Consider the following 16,807-nt stretch of genomic DNA (forward strand, 5'->3'; position numbering starts at 1 on the left):
TTATTTTTCCCTCGTTAGATAAATACTCAAACTACCGCTAAGAATAACCCCTAGCATTCCTGGAATTAGGGGTATCCAACCTCCTAGCCTAAAGATTAAATAACTAAATATATATAGTGTGATTAGAATAAGGATAATGCTTACTTTTTTCCAGGACAACTTAGGTAGGTAAACTGTCACTATACTAGTAATCATAACCCAAGTAGCGATCCACAATATCTCTCCCCACCAAGGTAACCACCAAATTAAAAAGCGTCGATCATTGTCTTGGGCAATACTTAATAATTGACTAATTACCGTACCATGAATCAACAAACCCGCCATCTTACCATAGGGAGTACTATGTATATCAGGTACACTATAAGCAATAATACCTATGATAACAATTCTGTCGGTAAACCAGTGTGGGTCAAAACTATCTTGATTTTCCAAGACGTCTCTAATCGTAAATTGGGGGGCTAATTGTTGCTGATTGCGATAGCGAATTAAGAATTGATTTCCTCCTGCGTCTAAACCCTGATACCCACCACTATTTGGGGATAACCTCGGAATAACTTGTCTCCCAAATCGCCAATCTAGATTAACGGTTTCTACGGGAATATCCTGCTGTTGTAAATAGTGATAAGCTAATAACCAGGCAAAAGAATAGGAAGTCTGACAACTGATTTTCTTAGCAAAAAGGTTACCAGATGAGGTTAATAAATATCTGCGAACTTGATCATCTCCTGTCAGATATTGGTCATTGTATAAATCAACAAAGCCTATTTGCCCAGAGGTAACTTCAGGTGGAGAAACATTATTATTAGGATTATCACCAGCGCAAATAGTGATAATATTAGGATATTTGTTAACAGTGTTTAATAATAATTCGTGTCCTTCAAGATCATTAGCTGGCATTGGTTGATCTCGAAAAATATCTAAACCAATAGCTGCGGGTTGATAAGATATGATTTTCTCTAATAATCTGGTAATAGTGCGATCGCTTAGGGGATAACCGTAACCATTTTTACTAATATCTTGTTCATCTGCTGCAATAACTAAGATTCGAGAATCTATCCCCGCAATTGGGGTTTTAGTTAAGAAGTGATCATAGGCTTTTAATTCCCAAATTTGCAGTAAACCTAGCCAACTTATGAATAATAATAACCCAGTAGTAATTAAGCTAATAATAGGAATAAGATAGCGAGGTTTAATTCTGAATGAATTAGGAGTCAATTCTCGATAAGATGGCATTAACTCCGTAGGATTTTGAAAAATTACTGGTAACCAACTAGCTGCAGGGAATTCTCCCTCTAATCCTTGTAATCTCTCTCTGGCTTTTCTCACCGCTAAGTAAAAAGATTCCCCTTTAGCATAATTAGTTAAGAAATTTTTGAGAAATTCTTGGGCTATAAAATCCGGTACAACTTCCCGCATGACGATTAATTGGGGAATGTTTAATTGACTAAATTCTTCAATAAAATCTAAGCCATTACAACAGTTAAGAATTGCTAATTTTAACCCTTTTTTAACAACATTTAAAAGTGAATACTGTAGATAACTCAGTTCGATTTTTTCTTGAGAATTAATATATAATTTAGCTTCGCCCTGTTTATCAATCACTCCATGACCAGCAAAAAATAAGATATCCCAACCCTTTTCATCCCATAAATATTTTTCTAATTCCCTTCTTTTGGGTTTAATTAAAAATACTATATTCTCAGAAAAAATTTTAGTTAATATCTCTTTATCTCTGACAATATTGATTTGATGACTATTCCCTAAAATACAAAGAATCCGCAGGTTTTTCCGAGTAGGTAGTAGTGAATTAGTTTTTTCATATTCATTGACACTAATACATAACTCTGTATAAGGATAGTCAGTAAAAAAATGCCAAAGATGCCAAGGAAAACGCTGTAATTCTCGATGACTAACCTCAAAAATAAACCTAATTTCTTGATTAGTTTCTAAACGAGTTCTTAATCCTGATTCAATTTTAGTAAAGGTTGGTATCGCTAACCAATTATTTAATTCTCTTTTTAATTGTTTATTTAAATCTCTTAAATCTTCATCGGAAATACAACAAATCTCCTCCTCTTCAAACTCTAAACCACCACGATAACTCAGAGACTTAACCAAAGATTGGTATAGCGATCGCCATTTTTGATATAATTCTTTTAAGTTGCGATTAGGAGGGAGACTACCTGACAATTGGGTAGTTACCTGATGATTATTGTCCAAAATTTGGGCAATTACTACGGGGAATCCTGTAATCCAATCCCCTTGTCCTAATTTTAAAACAAGAGTTTCAATCATAGCTAAATTTTTCGCTAATTTTGGTTTCACCTAGAATTACTTCTAGAATAAATTCATTATTTTTAGCTAACTTCATTTTAGGTAACTTCAGACAGTTATCTGTCTTTCTAGTTTGCAAAGACTTCAGCATTTCTCCATCGCTATCTAAAATATTTACCTGTAAGTTTTCTGGTAAGTAACGTTGATTGACTTGGGGAATAATTTCTAGATTTATGGCTAATTTATGATTCTCTGGTTGAATTGTCATAATTATAGCAATTATCTCCTTTCCAAAAGTTAAAGTTTTTAAATTCTGAATTGCTGTTGTCTCGATTTCACTTCTCAAAGCATAACTCAATTGATACTCTTGAGTATTGACTAAATCTGTTAACTTTTGCCATCCTAACGTCAAGTTATCTTCTAACCATTGACTCAAGAGAGTAACTGTGGAATTAAGGTTATTTAACTCTTGTTCGTTGTTAATTGTTGCTGCTACTATTTGATTAGTAAGATTAACAGCTTGTTGATAAGTTAAATAATCTTGTACTTGTCTATTGATTAACTCTCCCCAGGCTTTTTCTTGTTGGTAAAAACTAAGATTTTTACTTTGATTACCTTTTCTTAAACCTAAAGATGCAATCATTGAATTATTAGTAACTTCCTCAAGATATAAATCTAATAATAAATCATATACTTGACGAGATAAACGGTTGCCAACTTTACAGATTAAATGACAATCTAATACCTCGATTAAATGCCAAGTTTCCACCAGTAAATCTTGAGATGTACCCGTAATTGCTGCAGGAATAATTAAGTCAACATCGCTGCTAAATTCTGTAGATTCTGAGATAACTATTCCCTGATAAAGATGTTCATCTATTTTATCTACGATCATCAGATAGCGAGTAGCAGTTTTTAAAGAGTGAGATGTTCCCCGAATTGGGTTATAAATATCCTTACTTATCTCCCAGATTTCTCCAGGTTGGGGTTGTTGATTTAGATAGGGATTATCCAGAAAATAGTCAAAATTAATATTCATTTGAGTTTACCATTGTACTTGAGAACGATTAACTTTTTTAGTTTTTGGCGTTGAGATAACCTCTGGTATTATCTGCATTTCTGCTGTTATCCGTAAAATTAATTCTTGCCATCGTTTTGAGATTGCACTTTGAGTTATATTTAAATCATGAGCAATTTCTTTTTGAGTTTTACCCGCTATTTTAGCTAAAAATATTTGTTGATAATTTCTTTGGGGGTAACGCTTATCTAAAGCATCAATAATATTTCGGACTTTAGTAACTAATTCTACTTTTTCGAGAGTATCTAATAAGTTAAAATCATCAGCTACTGTTTCTCCTAGAGGTATATCTGTACCAGCTATATTTTGATCAAGACTAATTACTTTGGTTTGGCGATGACTTTTTCTGATTAAATCAATGATAGCAAATCTGGTTACTGTAAGTGCCCAATGATAAAAATCTCCTAACTCTGGGTTGTATTTTCCTGCTTTTAAAGCTTGAATAACCTTAAGTCTAGCTGTTTGGGCTACATCTTCTTGGTTAAGATTATTACTACGAGTATATTTAGCAACAATCGCTTTAAATTTTTGCTGGTATTCAGGATAATCAAATAGTTTATCCCCCGCAAGACGATCGCCTTGTAAATATTGAGATATTAATTCAGTAACAGAAGGTTTCATTGCTAGTTTTGATGATGCTGTCTAGGGTGAAGACAGTAATTTAATTACCATACATTATAGGCTTAATTAACTACCCTCATCAGACAAAAAAAATAATAAATTGATGATTCATGATCGATTCTCCCTATATTTATAAGTCTCTAAATACTAATAACGTTAAAGTGAGATTAAATATTCCTGATAATTAAGTTTTGTTAAATAACTAGCCTTATTTAGTAGATTATGTGTAAGTTTAAAATGTATTTTCCAACCGAAAATTATGAACAAAAAATTACTAGCTAGTTGTTTAATTATAGGTTTAATTTTTTCGCTAATCCCCTCTACGGCTGAAGCGCGTTTTAGACGAGGAAGAAGATACAGTAGAGGAAGCGTTACCCCTACTAACACTACTACTGTTTATGGTATTGAGGATAGCAATCCTTTACCCTATCAAGGGTTATTTAGAAATGCTATTAGTTCAAGTTATTTGTCTTTCGCGGATGAAGTTTTCATTGAAGTACCTTATTTGTTTCCAGGAGAAGCTTTTTATGGTAGTTATTTTGCTGATAGAGTTGATCTATTATCTAATTATAATTCTGATACTGGAGTCGTCACATACAGTTTTCAACCTAATGCAGGTAATGTAACTTACGTAAGCCCAGATGCCCCAAATCCACCAGATAGATATACTCGGGATAATATTTATAATGAAGGTGTACTAGAATACGAAAGAATCACCAATGTTTTTTTGAGCCGAAGCATACCTGAAAGTGGAAATCCTAATGATTATGTTAATAATATTAATTTTATCCTAGATAATGATATTTTAGCATCTCCTTGGTTAAACGTAGAAACAGAAAGTGGGTTTTATGTAACTTTAACTAATCCTTCTTATATGTATCTAGGTGGTGAAATGATAGATGAAGATTGTTTAGAAGAATCTGGAGATATTGACTTTTGTACAATAACTAACGGCTTAGTAATAGAGGAAGTAACAGAAGAGATTGTACCAGAATCTAATTTAATAAGTGGTTTAGCTGGTATATTGATGTTAGGAATTTTCAAATTTTTGGCTAACAAAAATAACCAAGCTTCAAAATTAATGTCAAATGGATTGAAAGAAAGCTAAAAATATAACAGAAGGGAAAAGAAAAAGTAGTATTTTATATATAAAAAAATAAATCCGAGTGAGGAGATAGGCAAGAGGCAAGAGGCACTCATGCAAAAGGAAGAAAATGTTTATACTACTTAAGTAATCAAAAAACATAAATAAACTTTTTTTTAGCATAATACATAAGAAAATCTGGCACTTTTTTGAAGAGAAAACCACTTCAAACCTATACCAAATCAAAGTTTTAGATTTATTCAGCAAGCCCTAAATAACTCTATATCCCTTATTCTAAATTTCCCTGTTTCCCAACTTCTCCGAGAAGTTTAATCTTAACTAGCTTTCCGCCTTTAGCTAACTCAAACTTATAATCTCGCCAGTTAACCTGATTACCTACTAAGTTATAACACCAGAGCAGAAAACTAACAATATCTCGTATAGGTATTAATATTAAATACTTTTTAGCCACACTATCATTAAGGAATTTAACCCCTACGATGATAGCCATCAATAATCTCAACATCCAAGTAAGCAAACACAACCAAACAGCCCATTGAGTCAATCCCGTAGCTATGAGCAATATTAAACTAATTACCGTACCTTGAGTCACAATTAATCCTAAATAGCCCCAAAATCTCTCTACGCGAATACATTTTGCCCGGCGACTTTGTCGAGCTAAAAAATCTCCCCAAGTCACATTGGCTAAACGATGAGCAACAATATAGTTAGATAAAACCACTTGATAACCTAATTTAGCCACTAAATTACCCAATTGGTAATCATCAGCTAAATAATCAGCTATTCTTAAAAAGCCGCCAATTTCTGCTAAGATTTTTTGGCGGATAACAATAGTAGAGCCAAAAGCGTATTTAATTCCCTCCACTTTTCTAGCTGTTAAAACTCGGGGATGAAATTGAGTAGAGATTGCTAAAGCTTCAAAAGCTGCTAAAAAACCTTTAGTTAAAGAAGTATATAAACAAGTGACTAAGCCAACAGAATCATCTTTTAGAGGTTGCACAATCCCTTCTAAATAATCAGATTTAACCTGAATATCACTATCAGTAATAACTAAAATATCATATTTAGCCATATTTAAAGCATTAGCCAAATTATTAATTTTTAAATTGTTGCCAATTGCTTGAGGATTAGTAACTATTTGAATATCTAAATGAGCAAACTTATCTTTAACTTTATGCAGTAACTCTAAACAAGATTCCTGGGAGTTTTGTAAACAAAAAATTATCTGATATTGGGGATACTCTTGCTGACAAAAAGAAATTAAATTAGCTTCTAATTCCCATTCTAATCCACAAATAGGAGTTAATAAACTAACAGCAGGTAAAAACTTTTTCTGAGTTGGTGGAGTATTTTTAAAAAAATCAATAGCAGCATAAATAGCAAAACAATAATAAAAACAAGAGATAATTGTTAAGATTAACAATACTCCAATTAAACAATTCATAGATAATTAGTTAAGCTAAAACCATAATCTTCTATTTGTTTTTTAACTCTAGGACTAATTAAAGCCATTTTCTCTAAATTATCCACAGTAGGATGACTATAAATCTCGACAAAATCAGCTTTAATCTCGGGAATAATCCCTAAAAGATAATCCTCTGTAACTTGACTAGTAGCTAATAAACCGTAAACCTTATCAGTATAGCCAATTTTGTGCCTATCTAATAATTTTTCTCCATGACGACGTAAAAGAGCGAAAATAGGAGACATCAGTAATTGTCTCAACACATTACCTGCTTTGCCTAGACTTAAACTTAACTCTTCAGAAGGTAAGCGGATAAATTTAATCGGGTATTCTTGAGCTAATTCTACCAGAATAGCTAAAATCACAGGGTGTAAATGCAAGTTTAGATGACCATCTACGTGAGTTAAGCTTAAACCAGTATCTAAAAATTTATCTAATTGTGCTTTAATTTCTTGTCGTAACTCCTCTTGAGTAGCGAGGTTAAATTGATACCATAACCCCGCGTAAACAGGATTATCAGAGAAATAACCCCGATCATTAACTAAATGAGGAATAACCTCGGGAGGTAAAACAGATTTACCGCAAACTAGCACTAAATGAAGTCCTACCCCCAAATTAGGATGAGTTTTAGCTAAAGCAACCCCTTGAGTAAAAGCCTCTCCAGTCACCATTAAACTAGTACTAGTGAGAATTCCCTTCTCATGAGCTTGGATAATACCTTGATTGACTTGCTCTGAGTAACCAAAATCATCCCCATTAATAATTAATTTTCTCATGCTAAGGAATTTGAGGAGCACGAGGTTGATTACAGGTTTTAATCATTGGACCGGGTAAAATGCGATCGCCTTCCACTCCTATCGGGATACCCCGTAATTGACGTAAAGCGTTAACAGAGACGATACAATCACAGCCAAACATTTCGATCGCTGCGTAGCTTTCCTCCTCGTCAATTTCTAAAATCAAGTGTCCTTCTGGTGTTCGCTCCAAATTCTCTAATCCTGGCTCTAAAGGGGGAATTTCCCGCGTTTTAGCCACATTTTTGAGATAGTTAGCTAGATGAGCGTTGCCTTTACATTCACTACGATTACAAGGTAAGTCTAATTTAGGAACTTTTTGAGATTGATTAGCGAGGGTATTAGAATTATCTTCCGTAGCTAGAGCAGGTTTTTCTGCATCCAAACTTAATAACACCGCGGAAAAGCACAAAAATAGTGATAGTTTATACATTGTGTCACACCACTTGTTCAGTCTAGTTTATTTTATACTAATCCTAATCTGTTAACTCAGCAACCAAAGCTTTAAAGTCTTTTTGGGATTCTATTACACTTTAATTTATTTAGAAATCGATATGGAGTTCAGAAAATTTTCTCAGTACTTCTCATGAAAAAACAGGAAAAAATTATGTATTTTTAAAAAAATATTCTGACTACAGCGATTCAGCAATCCTGACTCCTTGTTATACTACTGTTTGACGTGCGGAATGTCGGTTGTAAAACATCAGGATAAAAATAAGAAATAATCTTCGAGTGGCATGATTAATTTTTTCCTTTATTTTAGGTCAATAATAACAAAGTTTAACACCTATTGCTAAGTAGCTTCAACCTTCAACACCAAGGTAATATTAGCTAATGGGGGGAATAAATAACCAAAAAAAGCATAGAATAAAATTTGGGGATGCTTCAAAAATACTTGCTTTTGAATAGGTTCAAAAAATACGTCTATGTCATTTTCTAGATAACGTGCATAAGTCCAAGTACAACGGCTATTAAGAAAAGGATATAAAGTATCATTTACCCATCTCCTGTAAAGTTTAATGGGTTTGAGTTGATAACTTGCCGCCATATTTATTAAAGCTTGTTCTGAGAAAATATGTCTATGATAAGGTTGATGTAGTTGTGGTAAAAAATATTCTGCTTTATCTAGATTAATTTCTGTAGCATTAGGAGTACCAAGGACTAAAATACCCTTTTCTGATAGACAATTTACTAATTGAGTAAAACAAGACCGAGGATCTTCAAAATGTTCAATTACATCTTGACAGATGATTAAATCGTATTTTTCATTTAAAATACTTGTATCTGCATATTCTTCTACATAAGCATCATACCCAAATACATTCACATAACCTTTGGCTTGTAAGAAAGAGATAAATAAGCCTTTGCTACATCCATAATCCAGAATTTTATCTGTTGGTTTTAAACCTACTTTAATTAGATCACTCAAACGTTTTTGATGAATACGTCGAGTAAAATTGTCTGACTTTTGCTTTGCCATGAGATAATCAACATAGAATTCGTCTAAATCAACCATTTCTTGACAGTGTAGTGATTGGCAATTCGGACAACGCCAAACCGTGAATTCTTGGTCGCGAAATTTTCTGACATTAGAACGGATTTTATGTTTAGTAACCTGTTGGCTATCCGTTTTAAACAAACATATTTTACACTCTAAATAATCACTCATCACTAGATACCTAAATTAAAAACCTTAAGATAAAAAGCTAACTCACTTTCTAAAGCTGTTTTGATATTTTCGGCTTTGCGAAACCCATGTTGTTCATCGGGAAAAGTAATATAAGTCACGGGTATTCCTTTAGCTTCTAACGCTTTAACCATTTTTTCAGCTTGATTAGGGGGAACAACTTTATCTTCTAAACCCTGAAGGAAAATTACAGGACAATTGAGTTTTTCTACAAAGTTAATGGGCGATCGCTGTTGATAAATAGCTTTTGTTTCTGGGTATGGTCCAATCAAACCATCGAGATAGCGAGATTCAAACTTATGGGTATCTTGGGCTAAAGCTTCTAAATCACTGACACCATAATAACTTGCTCCTGCTTGAAAAGTATCCCGAAAAGTCAAAGCAGCTAAAGTTGTATATCCTCCCGCACTTCCTCCAGTGATAGCGAGACGTTGACTATCAGCCTTTTGCTGTTGTACCAGATATTTAGCACCATTGACACAGTCATCTACATCAACTATACCCCAATTTCCTAATAAACGTTGACGATAGTCTCTCCCGAATCCAGTACTACCACCATAGTTAACATCAAGTACCGCAAAACCACGACTAGTCCAATATTGTAATTTTAAACTCAAACTCGCTCCCGCAGGTGCAGTAGGACCACCATGACTTTTAACGATTAGAGGTGGTAGGGAATTTTCCGGAGCTTGATAATTAGGGTTTTGAGGGGGATAATACCAACCATAAGCGGTTAATCCGTCAGTAGTAGGGAAAGATATCGCTTCAGGTAGAGAAATATAAGCCGAGTCAAGGGTTAACTCTGTAGATTTACGAATAGTCTTAGTCGTTAGTTGACGCCAATCTAACTCAATAATAGCGCTAGGTTCACTAAAAGAAGCAGCCAACAGAATTACTCTCTCTCCTTGGACTTTCACTGAGTCTATATTGGTATAGGGGATATCTAGGGTAGTAAATTCCTTAGTTTGGGTATCCAAATGAGCTAGATACCAACGTCCCTCTTGAGTATAAGCGGTAATTATATCCCTTTCACTAGCAAAACCATAAAGAGAAATGGCAAAAATCCAATGGGGATAAGCAAATTCTGCGTCCATTTCCCAAACACACTCAACCTCTCCACCAGGATTAACACGATAGAGATTCCACCAATTAGAGCGATCGCTCACGAAATAGAGTACACCATCAGGTGACCATTCAGGTTGACAGATAGACTCAGCAGATTCTCCTGCTATTTTAGTAATATCTGTTAAACTACCATCAGCATTAACAGTAGCTCGCCATAAGATAGTATGGTCCCAAGGTAGGTTAGGATGATTCCAACTTAACCAAACTAGTTGACTACCATCAGGACTTAATCTAGGTGCTGCGTAAAAATCATCTCCTGTGACTAGAGTAGTTATCTTACCTGAGTTTAAATCAATACTAACGATGCTATTTTCTGGTTCAACTCCTAGAGTGTGATTATCTTCACAGACACAGATTAAGCGATTTCTTTGACTATCAAGGATTAAATCCGCGTAACTTTGAGTAGATTCTGGAGTTAGGGGTATAGGGTTGCTATCGATTGATTGTTGATAGATACGTTGATCGCTAAAATTAACGAAAAAAACCACCCCATTCTTAACAGTAAAAGCACCTCCCCCATATTCATGTACCCTGGTACGGACATTATAAGGAGAAGGTGTAATAGTATATATCTGGCGATGCTGATCATATCTAATTATAACATTACGTCCTTGTTCTTGGGGACGCGCTTCTATCCAATAGATATCTTGATCATCAATTGCTATAGCTACTAGTCCGATTGTACCTGCTACTATTAAATCAGAGGTAATCGGAGATTGCCAAGAACCAAATGGAGCTATTTTTGTCATTTACAATATTTCCTCTAACACTACCACCGAGAAACCTTGTACCCAATAATTCATCGAGATTACTTGAGCTTGTGCTAAAGACCAATAGTTATATTCAGACTCAGCCCAAGCTGCTGTATCTATGATACAACGCCATTGACCCTGAGTATAAGGAACAGTAAAATTAATTGCTTCAGAAAACATATTGATTAATAGTAGAAAATCATGGTCTCCTACTTCGCTACCATCGATACGCAAAATCAAACAGCGATCGCCATTATTTAAGGAACTTACTCCATCACATTTAGTGAATATATAAGATACATCCTTACCAAAATCTAACAACATATCCCCATACTGATGCTGTTTTAAACCTACGTGTTGTTTACGTAGATTAGCGACATAGGTAACAAAACGAAATAAAGGGTTACAATCTTTACTACTATTAGCAGTACCGAAATTATCGTGATAACCAATACCATCAAATCCTGTAGCTACAGAATTAGGTTGATTAGTATTAATCATATTATAATTATTCCAGGTAGCGACAGAATCAATATTATAGGGATTATTATTACCATTTTGAGTTCTCCCGAATTCATCACCCCACACCACCATTGGTACACCCCGAGAGAAAAATAACAGCGTCCAAAAATTGCGTAACCTTTGTCTGCGTAGAGAGCGATCGCCATCACAATCCGAGGAATAATTCTGATCACAACCTCCATCTGAAGGACCAAAAGGGTAGGATAATTGGTTATTTTTCTGGTTATAACTAACCACATCCATCAGAGTAAAACCATCATGAGCTACGATAAAATCAATGGAACGTTGCGGCCCACCATTATCATTAAATAGACGATAATCACCGTTGAGGGTGTCAATAAAATCTAGGGTATTCCCATCACCCCGACAAAACTTGCGCACTGTATCGCGATAATTACCATTCCATTCTCCCCAACCTGAAGGAAAATTACCCACTTCATAACCCCAAATATCCCAAGCTTCAGCGATCATTTCTGCTTGATATTTGTCTCCTAATTCTTTAATATCTAACAGTAGGGGGTGTTGTTGAAAAAAGCGTTTCTGTTCTTGCCAATTTTCCCTTTCAAAAGCATTAGGAGTTCTCCCCAATACCGTAGCTAAATCGAAGCGAAAACCATCTACACCCATTTCTGTCAGCCAATAGGTGAGAGAATCAATCACTAGATTTCTAGTTATTTGAGAAGAAAAATTAAGCTGATTACCACAACCTGTCGCACCATCTACTAGATAATATTCGTTAGTTTGTTGATAATATTCGACCGCATCAAAACCACCAAAACTAGCAAAACCCGTGATATCTAAATGTCCCCAATTACCCCCTTCTCCCGTATGGTTATAGACAACATCTAAATAAACTTCTATTCCTTCTTCGTGAAAAGCTTTGACCATTTCTTTAAACTCTCTAGTTGGTCCACCAGGAGATTGATCATAAGCATAACGCCGCACAGGAGCAAAATAACCAAAAGTCATATAACCCCAATAATTTCCCTCAGCTGGAGTTTCTTGTACGGGTAAAAATTCAATAGTAGTTAAGCCCAAAGCTTTGAGATATTTAGCCAGATAAGCTGCACCAGCATAAGTTCCCCTTTTTTCTACTGGTACATTAACTACCTCTTCATAACCTGGAATACCTTTTAAAATGGTTTCTAGATTACTCGCCGAAGGGTGCATAGTTAAGCCTTTGAGATGAGTTTCATAGATAGCCGCTTTTTCTGGTGGTAAATAGGGTCTTTTGCCTGTAGAACTGTGCTCAGGTGCTAAAATAACCCCTTTAGGTGACCATTTCCCCGTATCGTACTCTCTAGAGATAACCCCATTGTAAATTAACCCTCCTGTGGCGTACATTGCTGAAGCTTTGCGATCGTGGGAGATTTCCCTAGTATAAGGATCATAGAGTACTTTGTTAGGGTTAAAGCGATTTCCTTGACTATCTACGTCTTGTTCAAAGCCAATATTACTATTACCCCTACGCCAATTAGGATCATATTGCCAATTTGGTCCCCAGCAACGAAAAGCATAAAAAGTCCCAGGAGGTATTCCCTTAATATGAGCACGCCATATGTTATCAACAGGGTTTTTGTGTAACCAATAGTCGTATTTGGCTTCTTCTCCTGTAGCTTTCTGGTAAATTTCTAGTAAAATTCTGGTGGCGTTTTTCGAGTAAACTGCAAAAGTCACATCATCGCCCAAATAATGTGCTCCTAGGGGGTAAGTGGCTTTTTGCCACTTAAACTCCTCAATCGGTGCATATTCTCCCTCTAGAGGATGTTGATAGCCAATTTGAGCTTTATTCATATTAAGATTGATTAATTGTAGCGAAAATAAGTTATTTTTTAGTTAACAACAGTGAAGCACAAAATCAGTTTATTGGGTTTAATCGGCTTGTTATCAGTTTATCCTAGTTGGGTATGGTCACAAACAGAAAATAGATATCATGATTTAGCTAGTATCTTAACCAATAATAACACCATAGATTCTAGACCTCCTTTACAATTAGTAGAGATTCAACCCCTGTCTCTCGGGATAGACGAACAGTTGTTAAGCGATCGCCAAGCTTTACTTACAGCTATTGACCATAGTTTAAAATATCTAGCTACTCCTACCGCAGCACAAGTTTATCAAGATTACCCTATCGAAGAAATAACCCTAGAAAGAGTGCGCAATTCTCTATTACGCTTTCAGGAATTATTATTACAAATCGATAATCCCGAAGAGTTACAAATAGCTGTAGAGAGAGAATTTGCTTTTTATCAAGCTATAGGTAGAGATAATCAAGGAGGGATGTTATTTACGGGTTATTTTGAGCCAATTTATCAAGGGAGTCTTGTTCCCACTCCTGAGTATCCCTACCCTCTCTATGGTTTACCCCAAGATTTCTCCCAATGGCGACAACCTCACCCCACCAGAGTAGAATTAGAGGGTAAAGATGGTTTATTAGGGAGACAAAGTCCTCTCGCAGGAACAGAGATAGTCTGGTTGCGCGATCGCCTCGAAGCTTATCTGGTTCAGGTTCAGGGTTCAGCTAGACTAGAATTAGCTGATGGTTCAATCATGACTATAGGTTATGCAGGTCGCACAGAGTACCCCTATATTAGTCTCGGCAGAGAATTAGTCAAAGATGGTCGCTTTAGGGTAGATGAATTAAGTTTACCTGTAATGATTGATTATTTTCGTAACTCTCCTGATGCTATGAATGAATATATAGCCCGCAATAATCGTTTTATCTTCTTTAAAAATACTAAAGGCTCACTTCCTGTAGGTAGTATAAATGTACCAGTCACTGCTGAACGTTCTATCGCTACAGATAAAACACTCATGCCACCTGGTGCTTTAGCTTTGATTCATACTCATATACCTGAACGTGACTCAGATGGTAACTGGTCTCATCACCGCGTAACCCGATATGTTTTAGATCAGGATACAGGAGGAGCGATAACAGGTCCAGGAAGGGTAGATGTTTTTATGGGAACAGGTCCTGAAGCGGGAGAAAGAGCAGGGAGAATGAGTGAACCTGGTACTCTCTATTATCTTTTACTCAAAGAAGAGTAACCTTAATCTCAAAAATATGTAAAAATTGTAAAGAGAAATCAACAATCAAGGATTAAAAGATCATGACTCCTTCTTTAGCAAACTTTTTTTATAGTCTCTTAGCTGGTGCACTCATAGTGGTTATTCCTGCTACAGTTGGTCTAATCTTCATCAGTCAGAAAGATAAGGTTACACGTAGTTAATTTGACTTGTCTTAATATATTGTTAGCTTAACCGCGAGAAGCCTCACACTTTACTTTCTAAGATAAGTGTGAGATGGATCGCTCTTTTTTAAAGGTATAATAAAAGAATTCAACAAAGCTTAAAATGCTGGTTGAACCAAAAAAGTGGGGATGGGCATCGCCTCACTCAAAAACGACCAATTCTCTTCAAGGGAGCGAGACGCTCCCACTACGAGAAAAGGTAAGAAGCCTACATCATAATCTTTGATTTGGTGTAGGAGTATGTCACGGATATGTAGAATACGGGAAGCAGTAATGGTAAATTTTGGATTTAACTCCGCTAATCTTTTAGGTATTTTTCTGGCTGTAGCGGGTGGTGCTCTGTATTTTGTCCGCACCATTCGACCAGAATTGTCTAGAGATCACGATATCTTTTTTGCCGCGGTTGGGTTACTCTGTGGTTTGATTCTTCTGTTTCATGGCTGGCGTTTAGACCCAATTCTACAATTTAGTCAATTTCTCTTGATTGGGTCAACGATTTTTTTTGCTATTGAAGCACTACGATTGAGAGGAAGTACCACAGAACAAGCCCGTCGCAATTCTCCCATAGTTGACGAAGATCGTCCCGTCAGTAGTCGTGTTTATCGCGCTGAATTAGAACAATTAGAAGGTTACGAAGAGGATGAAAGAGAAGAAAGTCCTCGCTTACGAGGTTATGTAGAGCCTCCTGCTCGTAAAACCAGAACTCGTCGCCCTCCAGAATCTACGACTCGTCGCACAACGCGCAGTACTAGACAAGAGTCTTCAGAACCCTATTACGACGCCTGGGAAGATTCCACCAGAGATGTTCCCCCAACTCGTAAAAGTAGGTCATCTCGTACTCGCCGACCACCTGAAACAGAAACACCCCCACGGACAAGAAAAAAATCTTCTGCTCGTGGTAATGCAGAATATGACTACTACTCGGATTATACCGAACCTACTCCTAGTGATTACGTCGATTATCAACCAATCGATTCTCCAGGAGTACCTAAAAACGAAGAACCAAGAGATAGAGGTAGGAAACCTGATTCCCAACCACCGACTAATTTCGATTACTAAATATTTCTTTAGTGCGATTGCTCTAGTCTCTCTGTCTCTGTTCACAGGTTGTAACTCAGTTAATTTGGATTCAACTGTACCAACTCTCAATAGTCGTTATCACGACCAAGATCCAGCTTTAAGTGGTGATGGAAAATTAGTGGCTTTCGTCTCTAATCGTGATGGTCCCAAGAGAATATATGTGTATAGTATAGAACGCCAAAGCCTGATTAATCTACCTGGTCTTAACTTCGGTGAAGCGATCGCCGAGTCTCCCAGTTTAAGTTATACAGGACGTTATATAATTTATATCTCTAGTATCCAAGGACGTCCTGATTTAATACTCTACGATCGAGCTACAGGAAAATCAGAATTATTGACTAGAGGTTATCGTAATTGGATACGTAACCCTCATATTAGTCCTGATGGTCGTTATATCGTCTTTGAAACCTCACGTAGGGGTCAATGGGATTTAGAAGTACTCGATCGCGGTCCTTTTGTTGAATTAGATCTACCTGATGGTATCCCCATTCCTTCTTCTTAAATGTTGACTAGGGTTCGTTTGGCTTTTTTCCTCTTGTGCAGTGTCTGTCTAACTAGTTGCGCTACATATCCCCGCTATCTGAATTTTCCCTTTGATGCTAGCGGGCGATCGCTCAATAGCACTCGTTCTGAATTAACTCCACAAATTACAGCTAAATACATTGTTTTCGCTTCCGATCGCAATGGCTCTCAAGATATCTATCTCTACGACATCAGAAGCCGGAGTTTAGTCAATTTACCTGGTTTAAACGCTCTCAACGAAATAGCCTCAGATCCCTCTATCTCAGAAGATGGACGTTATCTAGTTTATAGCGCTAGTGTTCAGGGAAGAGTTAATATTTATTTATACGATCGCGATACTCAACAAAGACGCAATCTCTCTAGTCAAATCCCAGGAGAAGTCCGCAACCCCACCATTAGCGCCAACGGCGAAGTCATCGCTTTTGAAATAGGCACTAATGGGCAATGGGATATCTATTTATGCGATCGTCAGGGTAATCCAATTTAATTTGAGTCCTCCCTTCTTCAGTATTTTTGACAAAAAATTATTAA

The 16,807-nt window shown here is 36.2% G+C and carries 15 protein-coding genes; 6 read left to right on the forward strand and 9 right to left on the reverse strand.

Features of this window, described 5'->3' with window-relative positions; genetic code table 11:
• The 3 genes from EA365_09615 to EA365_09625 are packed head-to-tail and all read right to left on the reverse strand — an operon-like array spanning position 1 to position 3,973.
• Positions 1 to 2,325, reverse strand: coding sequence for a CHASE2 domain-containing protein (locus EA365_09615; protein TVQ44647.1), 2,325 nt, complete (start codon positions 2,323 to 2,325; stop codon positions 1 to 3).
• Entirely contained in the window at positions 2,288 to 3,313 is a 1,026-nt protein-coding gene (locus tag EA365_09620; protein TVQ44648.1) for a DUF1822 family protein, read from the reverse strand. The genes EA365_09615 and EA365_09620 overlap by 38 nt, the downstream gene beginning before the upstream one ends.
• Positions 3,314 to 3,319: 6 nt before the next feature.
• Positions 3,320 to 3,973 carry a sigma-70 family RNA polymerase sigma factor gene (locus EA365_09625; protein TVQ44649.1) on the reverse strand — a complete coding sequence of 218 codons (654 nt, stop codon included), beginning with the start codon at positions 3,971 to 3,973 and terminating at the stop codon, positions 3,320 to 3,322.
• A gap of 259 nt (positions 3,974 to 4,232) precedes the next feature.
• Here EA365_09625 and EA365_09630 point away from each other — a divergent pair, with 259 nt between their 5' ends.
• Positions 4,233 to 5,081: a hypothetical protein gene (locus EA365_09630; protein ID TVQ44650.1), complete on the forward strand. Its 849-nt coding sequence runs from the start codon at positions 4,233 to 4,235 to the stop codon at positions 5,079 to 5,081.
• A gap of 265 nt (positions 5,082 to 5,346) precedes the next feature.
• On the opposite strand, the gene EA365_09635 is transcribed toward EA365_09630, so the two are convergent.
• From EA365_09635 to EA365_09660, 6 genes are all read right to left on the reverse strand, one after another.
• A complete protein-coding gene (locus EA365_09635; protein TVQ44651.1) occupies positions 5,347 to 6,522 on the reverse strand; it encodes a glycosyltransferase in 1,176 nt (391 codons plus the stop codon).
• Positions 6,519 to 7,319: a ChbG/HpnK family deacetylase gene (locus tag EA365_09640; GenBank protein TVQ44652.1), complete on the reverse strand. Its 801-nt coding sequence runs from the start codon at positions 7,317 to 7,319 to the stop codon at positions 6,519 to 6,521. Before EA365_09640 ends, EA365_09635 begins: the two co-directional genes overlap by 4 nt.
• Position 7,320: 1 nt before the next feature.
• On the reverse strand, positions 7,321 to 7,734 hold the full coding sequence (locus EA365_09645; protein TVQ44653.1) for a hypothetical protein: 414 nt from the start codon (positions 7,732 to 7,734) through the stop codon (positions 7,321 to 7,323).
• 396 nt (positions 7,735 to 8,130) lie between these two features.
• Complete coding sequence (locus tag EA365_09650; protein ID TVQ44654.1) at positions 8,131 to 9,006, reverse strand: class I SAM-dependent methyltransferase; 876 nt, start codon at positions 9,004 to 9,006, stop codon at positions 8,131 to 8,133.
• A 2-nt stretch (positions 9,007 to 9,008) separates the two neighbouring features.
• A complete protein-coding gene (locus EA365_09655; protein TVQ44655.1) occupies positions 9,009 to 10,898 on the reverse strand; it encodes a S9 family peptidase in 1,890 nt (629 codons plus the stop codon).
• On the reverse strand, positions 10,899 to 13,217 hold the full coding sequence (locus EA365_09660) for a glycogen-debranching protein (protein TVQ44656.1): 2,319 nt from the start codon (positions 13,215 to 13,217) through the stop codon (positions 10,899 to 10,901).
• 51 nt (positions 13,218 to 13,268) lie between these two features.
• Here EA365_09660 and EA365_09665 point away from each other — a divergent pair, with 51 nt between their 5' ends.
• The 5 genes from EA365_09665 to EA365_09685 all read left to right on the forward strand — a co-directional run bounded on the left by EA365_09665 (position 13,269) and on the right by EA365_09685 (position 16,763).
• Positions 13,269 to 14,471 (forward strand): murein transglycosylase, encoded by a 1,203-nt coding sequence (locus EA365_09665; protein TVQ44657.1) that lies wholly within the window; start codon positions 13,269 to 13,271, stop codon positions 14,469 to 14,471.
• A 62-nt stretch (positions 14,472 to 14,533) separates the two neighbouring features.
• A complete protein-coding gene (locus EA365_09670) occupies positions 14,534 to 14,653 on the forward strand; it encodes a Photosystem II reaction center X protein (protein TVQ44658.1) in 120 nt (39 codons plus the stop codon).
• A gap of 294 nt (positions 14,654 to 14,947) precedes the next feature.
• Entirely contained in the window at positions 14,948 to 15,733 is a 786-nt protein-coding gene (locus EA365_09675; GenBank protein ID TVQ44659.1) for a hypothetical protein, read from the forward strand.
• Entirely contained in the window at positions 15,702 to 16,256 is a 555-nt protein-coding gene (locus tag EA365_09680; protein ID TVQ44679.1) for a biopolymer transporter Tol, read from the forward strand. Before EA365_09675 ends, EA365_09680 begins: the two co-directional genes overlap by 32 nt.
• Positions 16,257 to 16,289: 33 nt before the next feature.
• The gene (locus tag EA365_09685) at positions 16,290 to 16,763 is read left to right on the forward strand and encodes a Tol biopolymer transporter periplasmic protein (GenBank protein ID TVQ44680.1); all 474 of its coding nucleotides are present in this window, start codon (positions 16,290 to 16,292) and stop codon (positions 16,761 to 16,763) included.
• Positions 16,764 to 16,807 lie beyond the last annotated feature (44 nt).

The sequence above is a fragment of the Gloeocapsa sp. DLM2.Bin57 genome (assembly GCA_007693955.1).
Lineage (GTDB): Bacteria > Cyanobacteriota > Cyanobacteriia > Cyanobacteriales > Gloeocapsaceae > Gloeocapsa.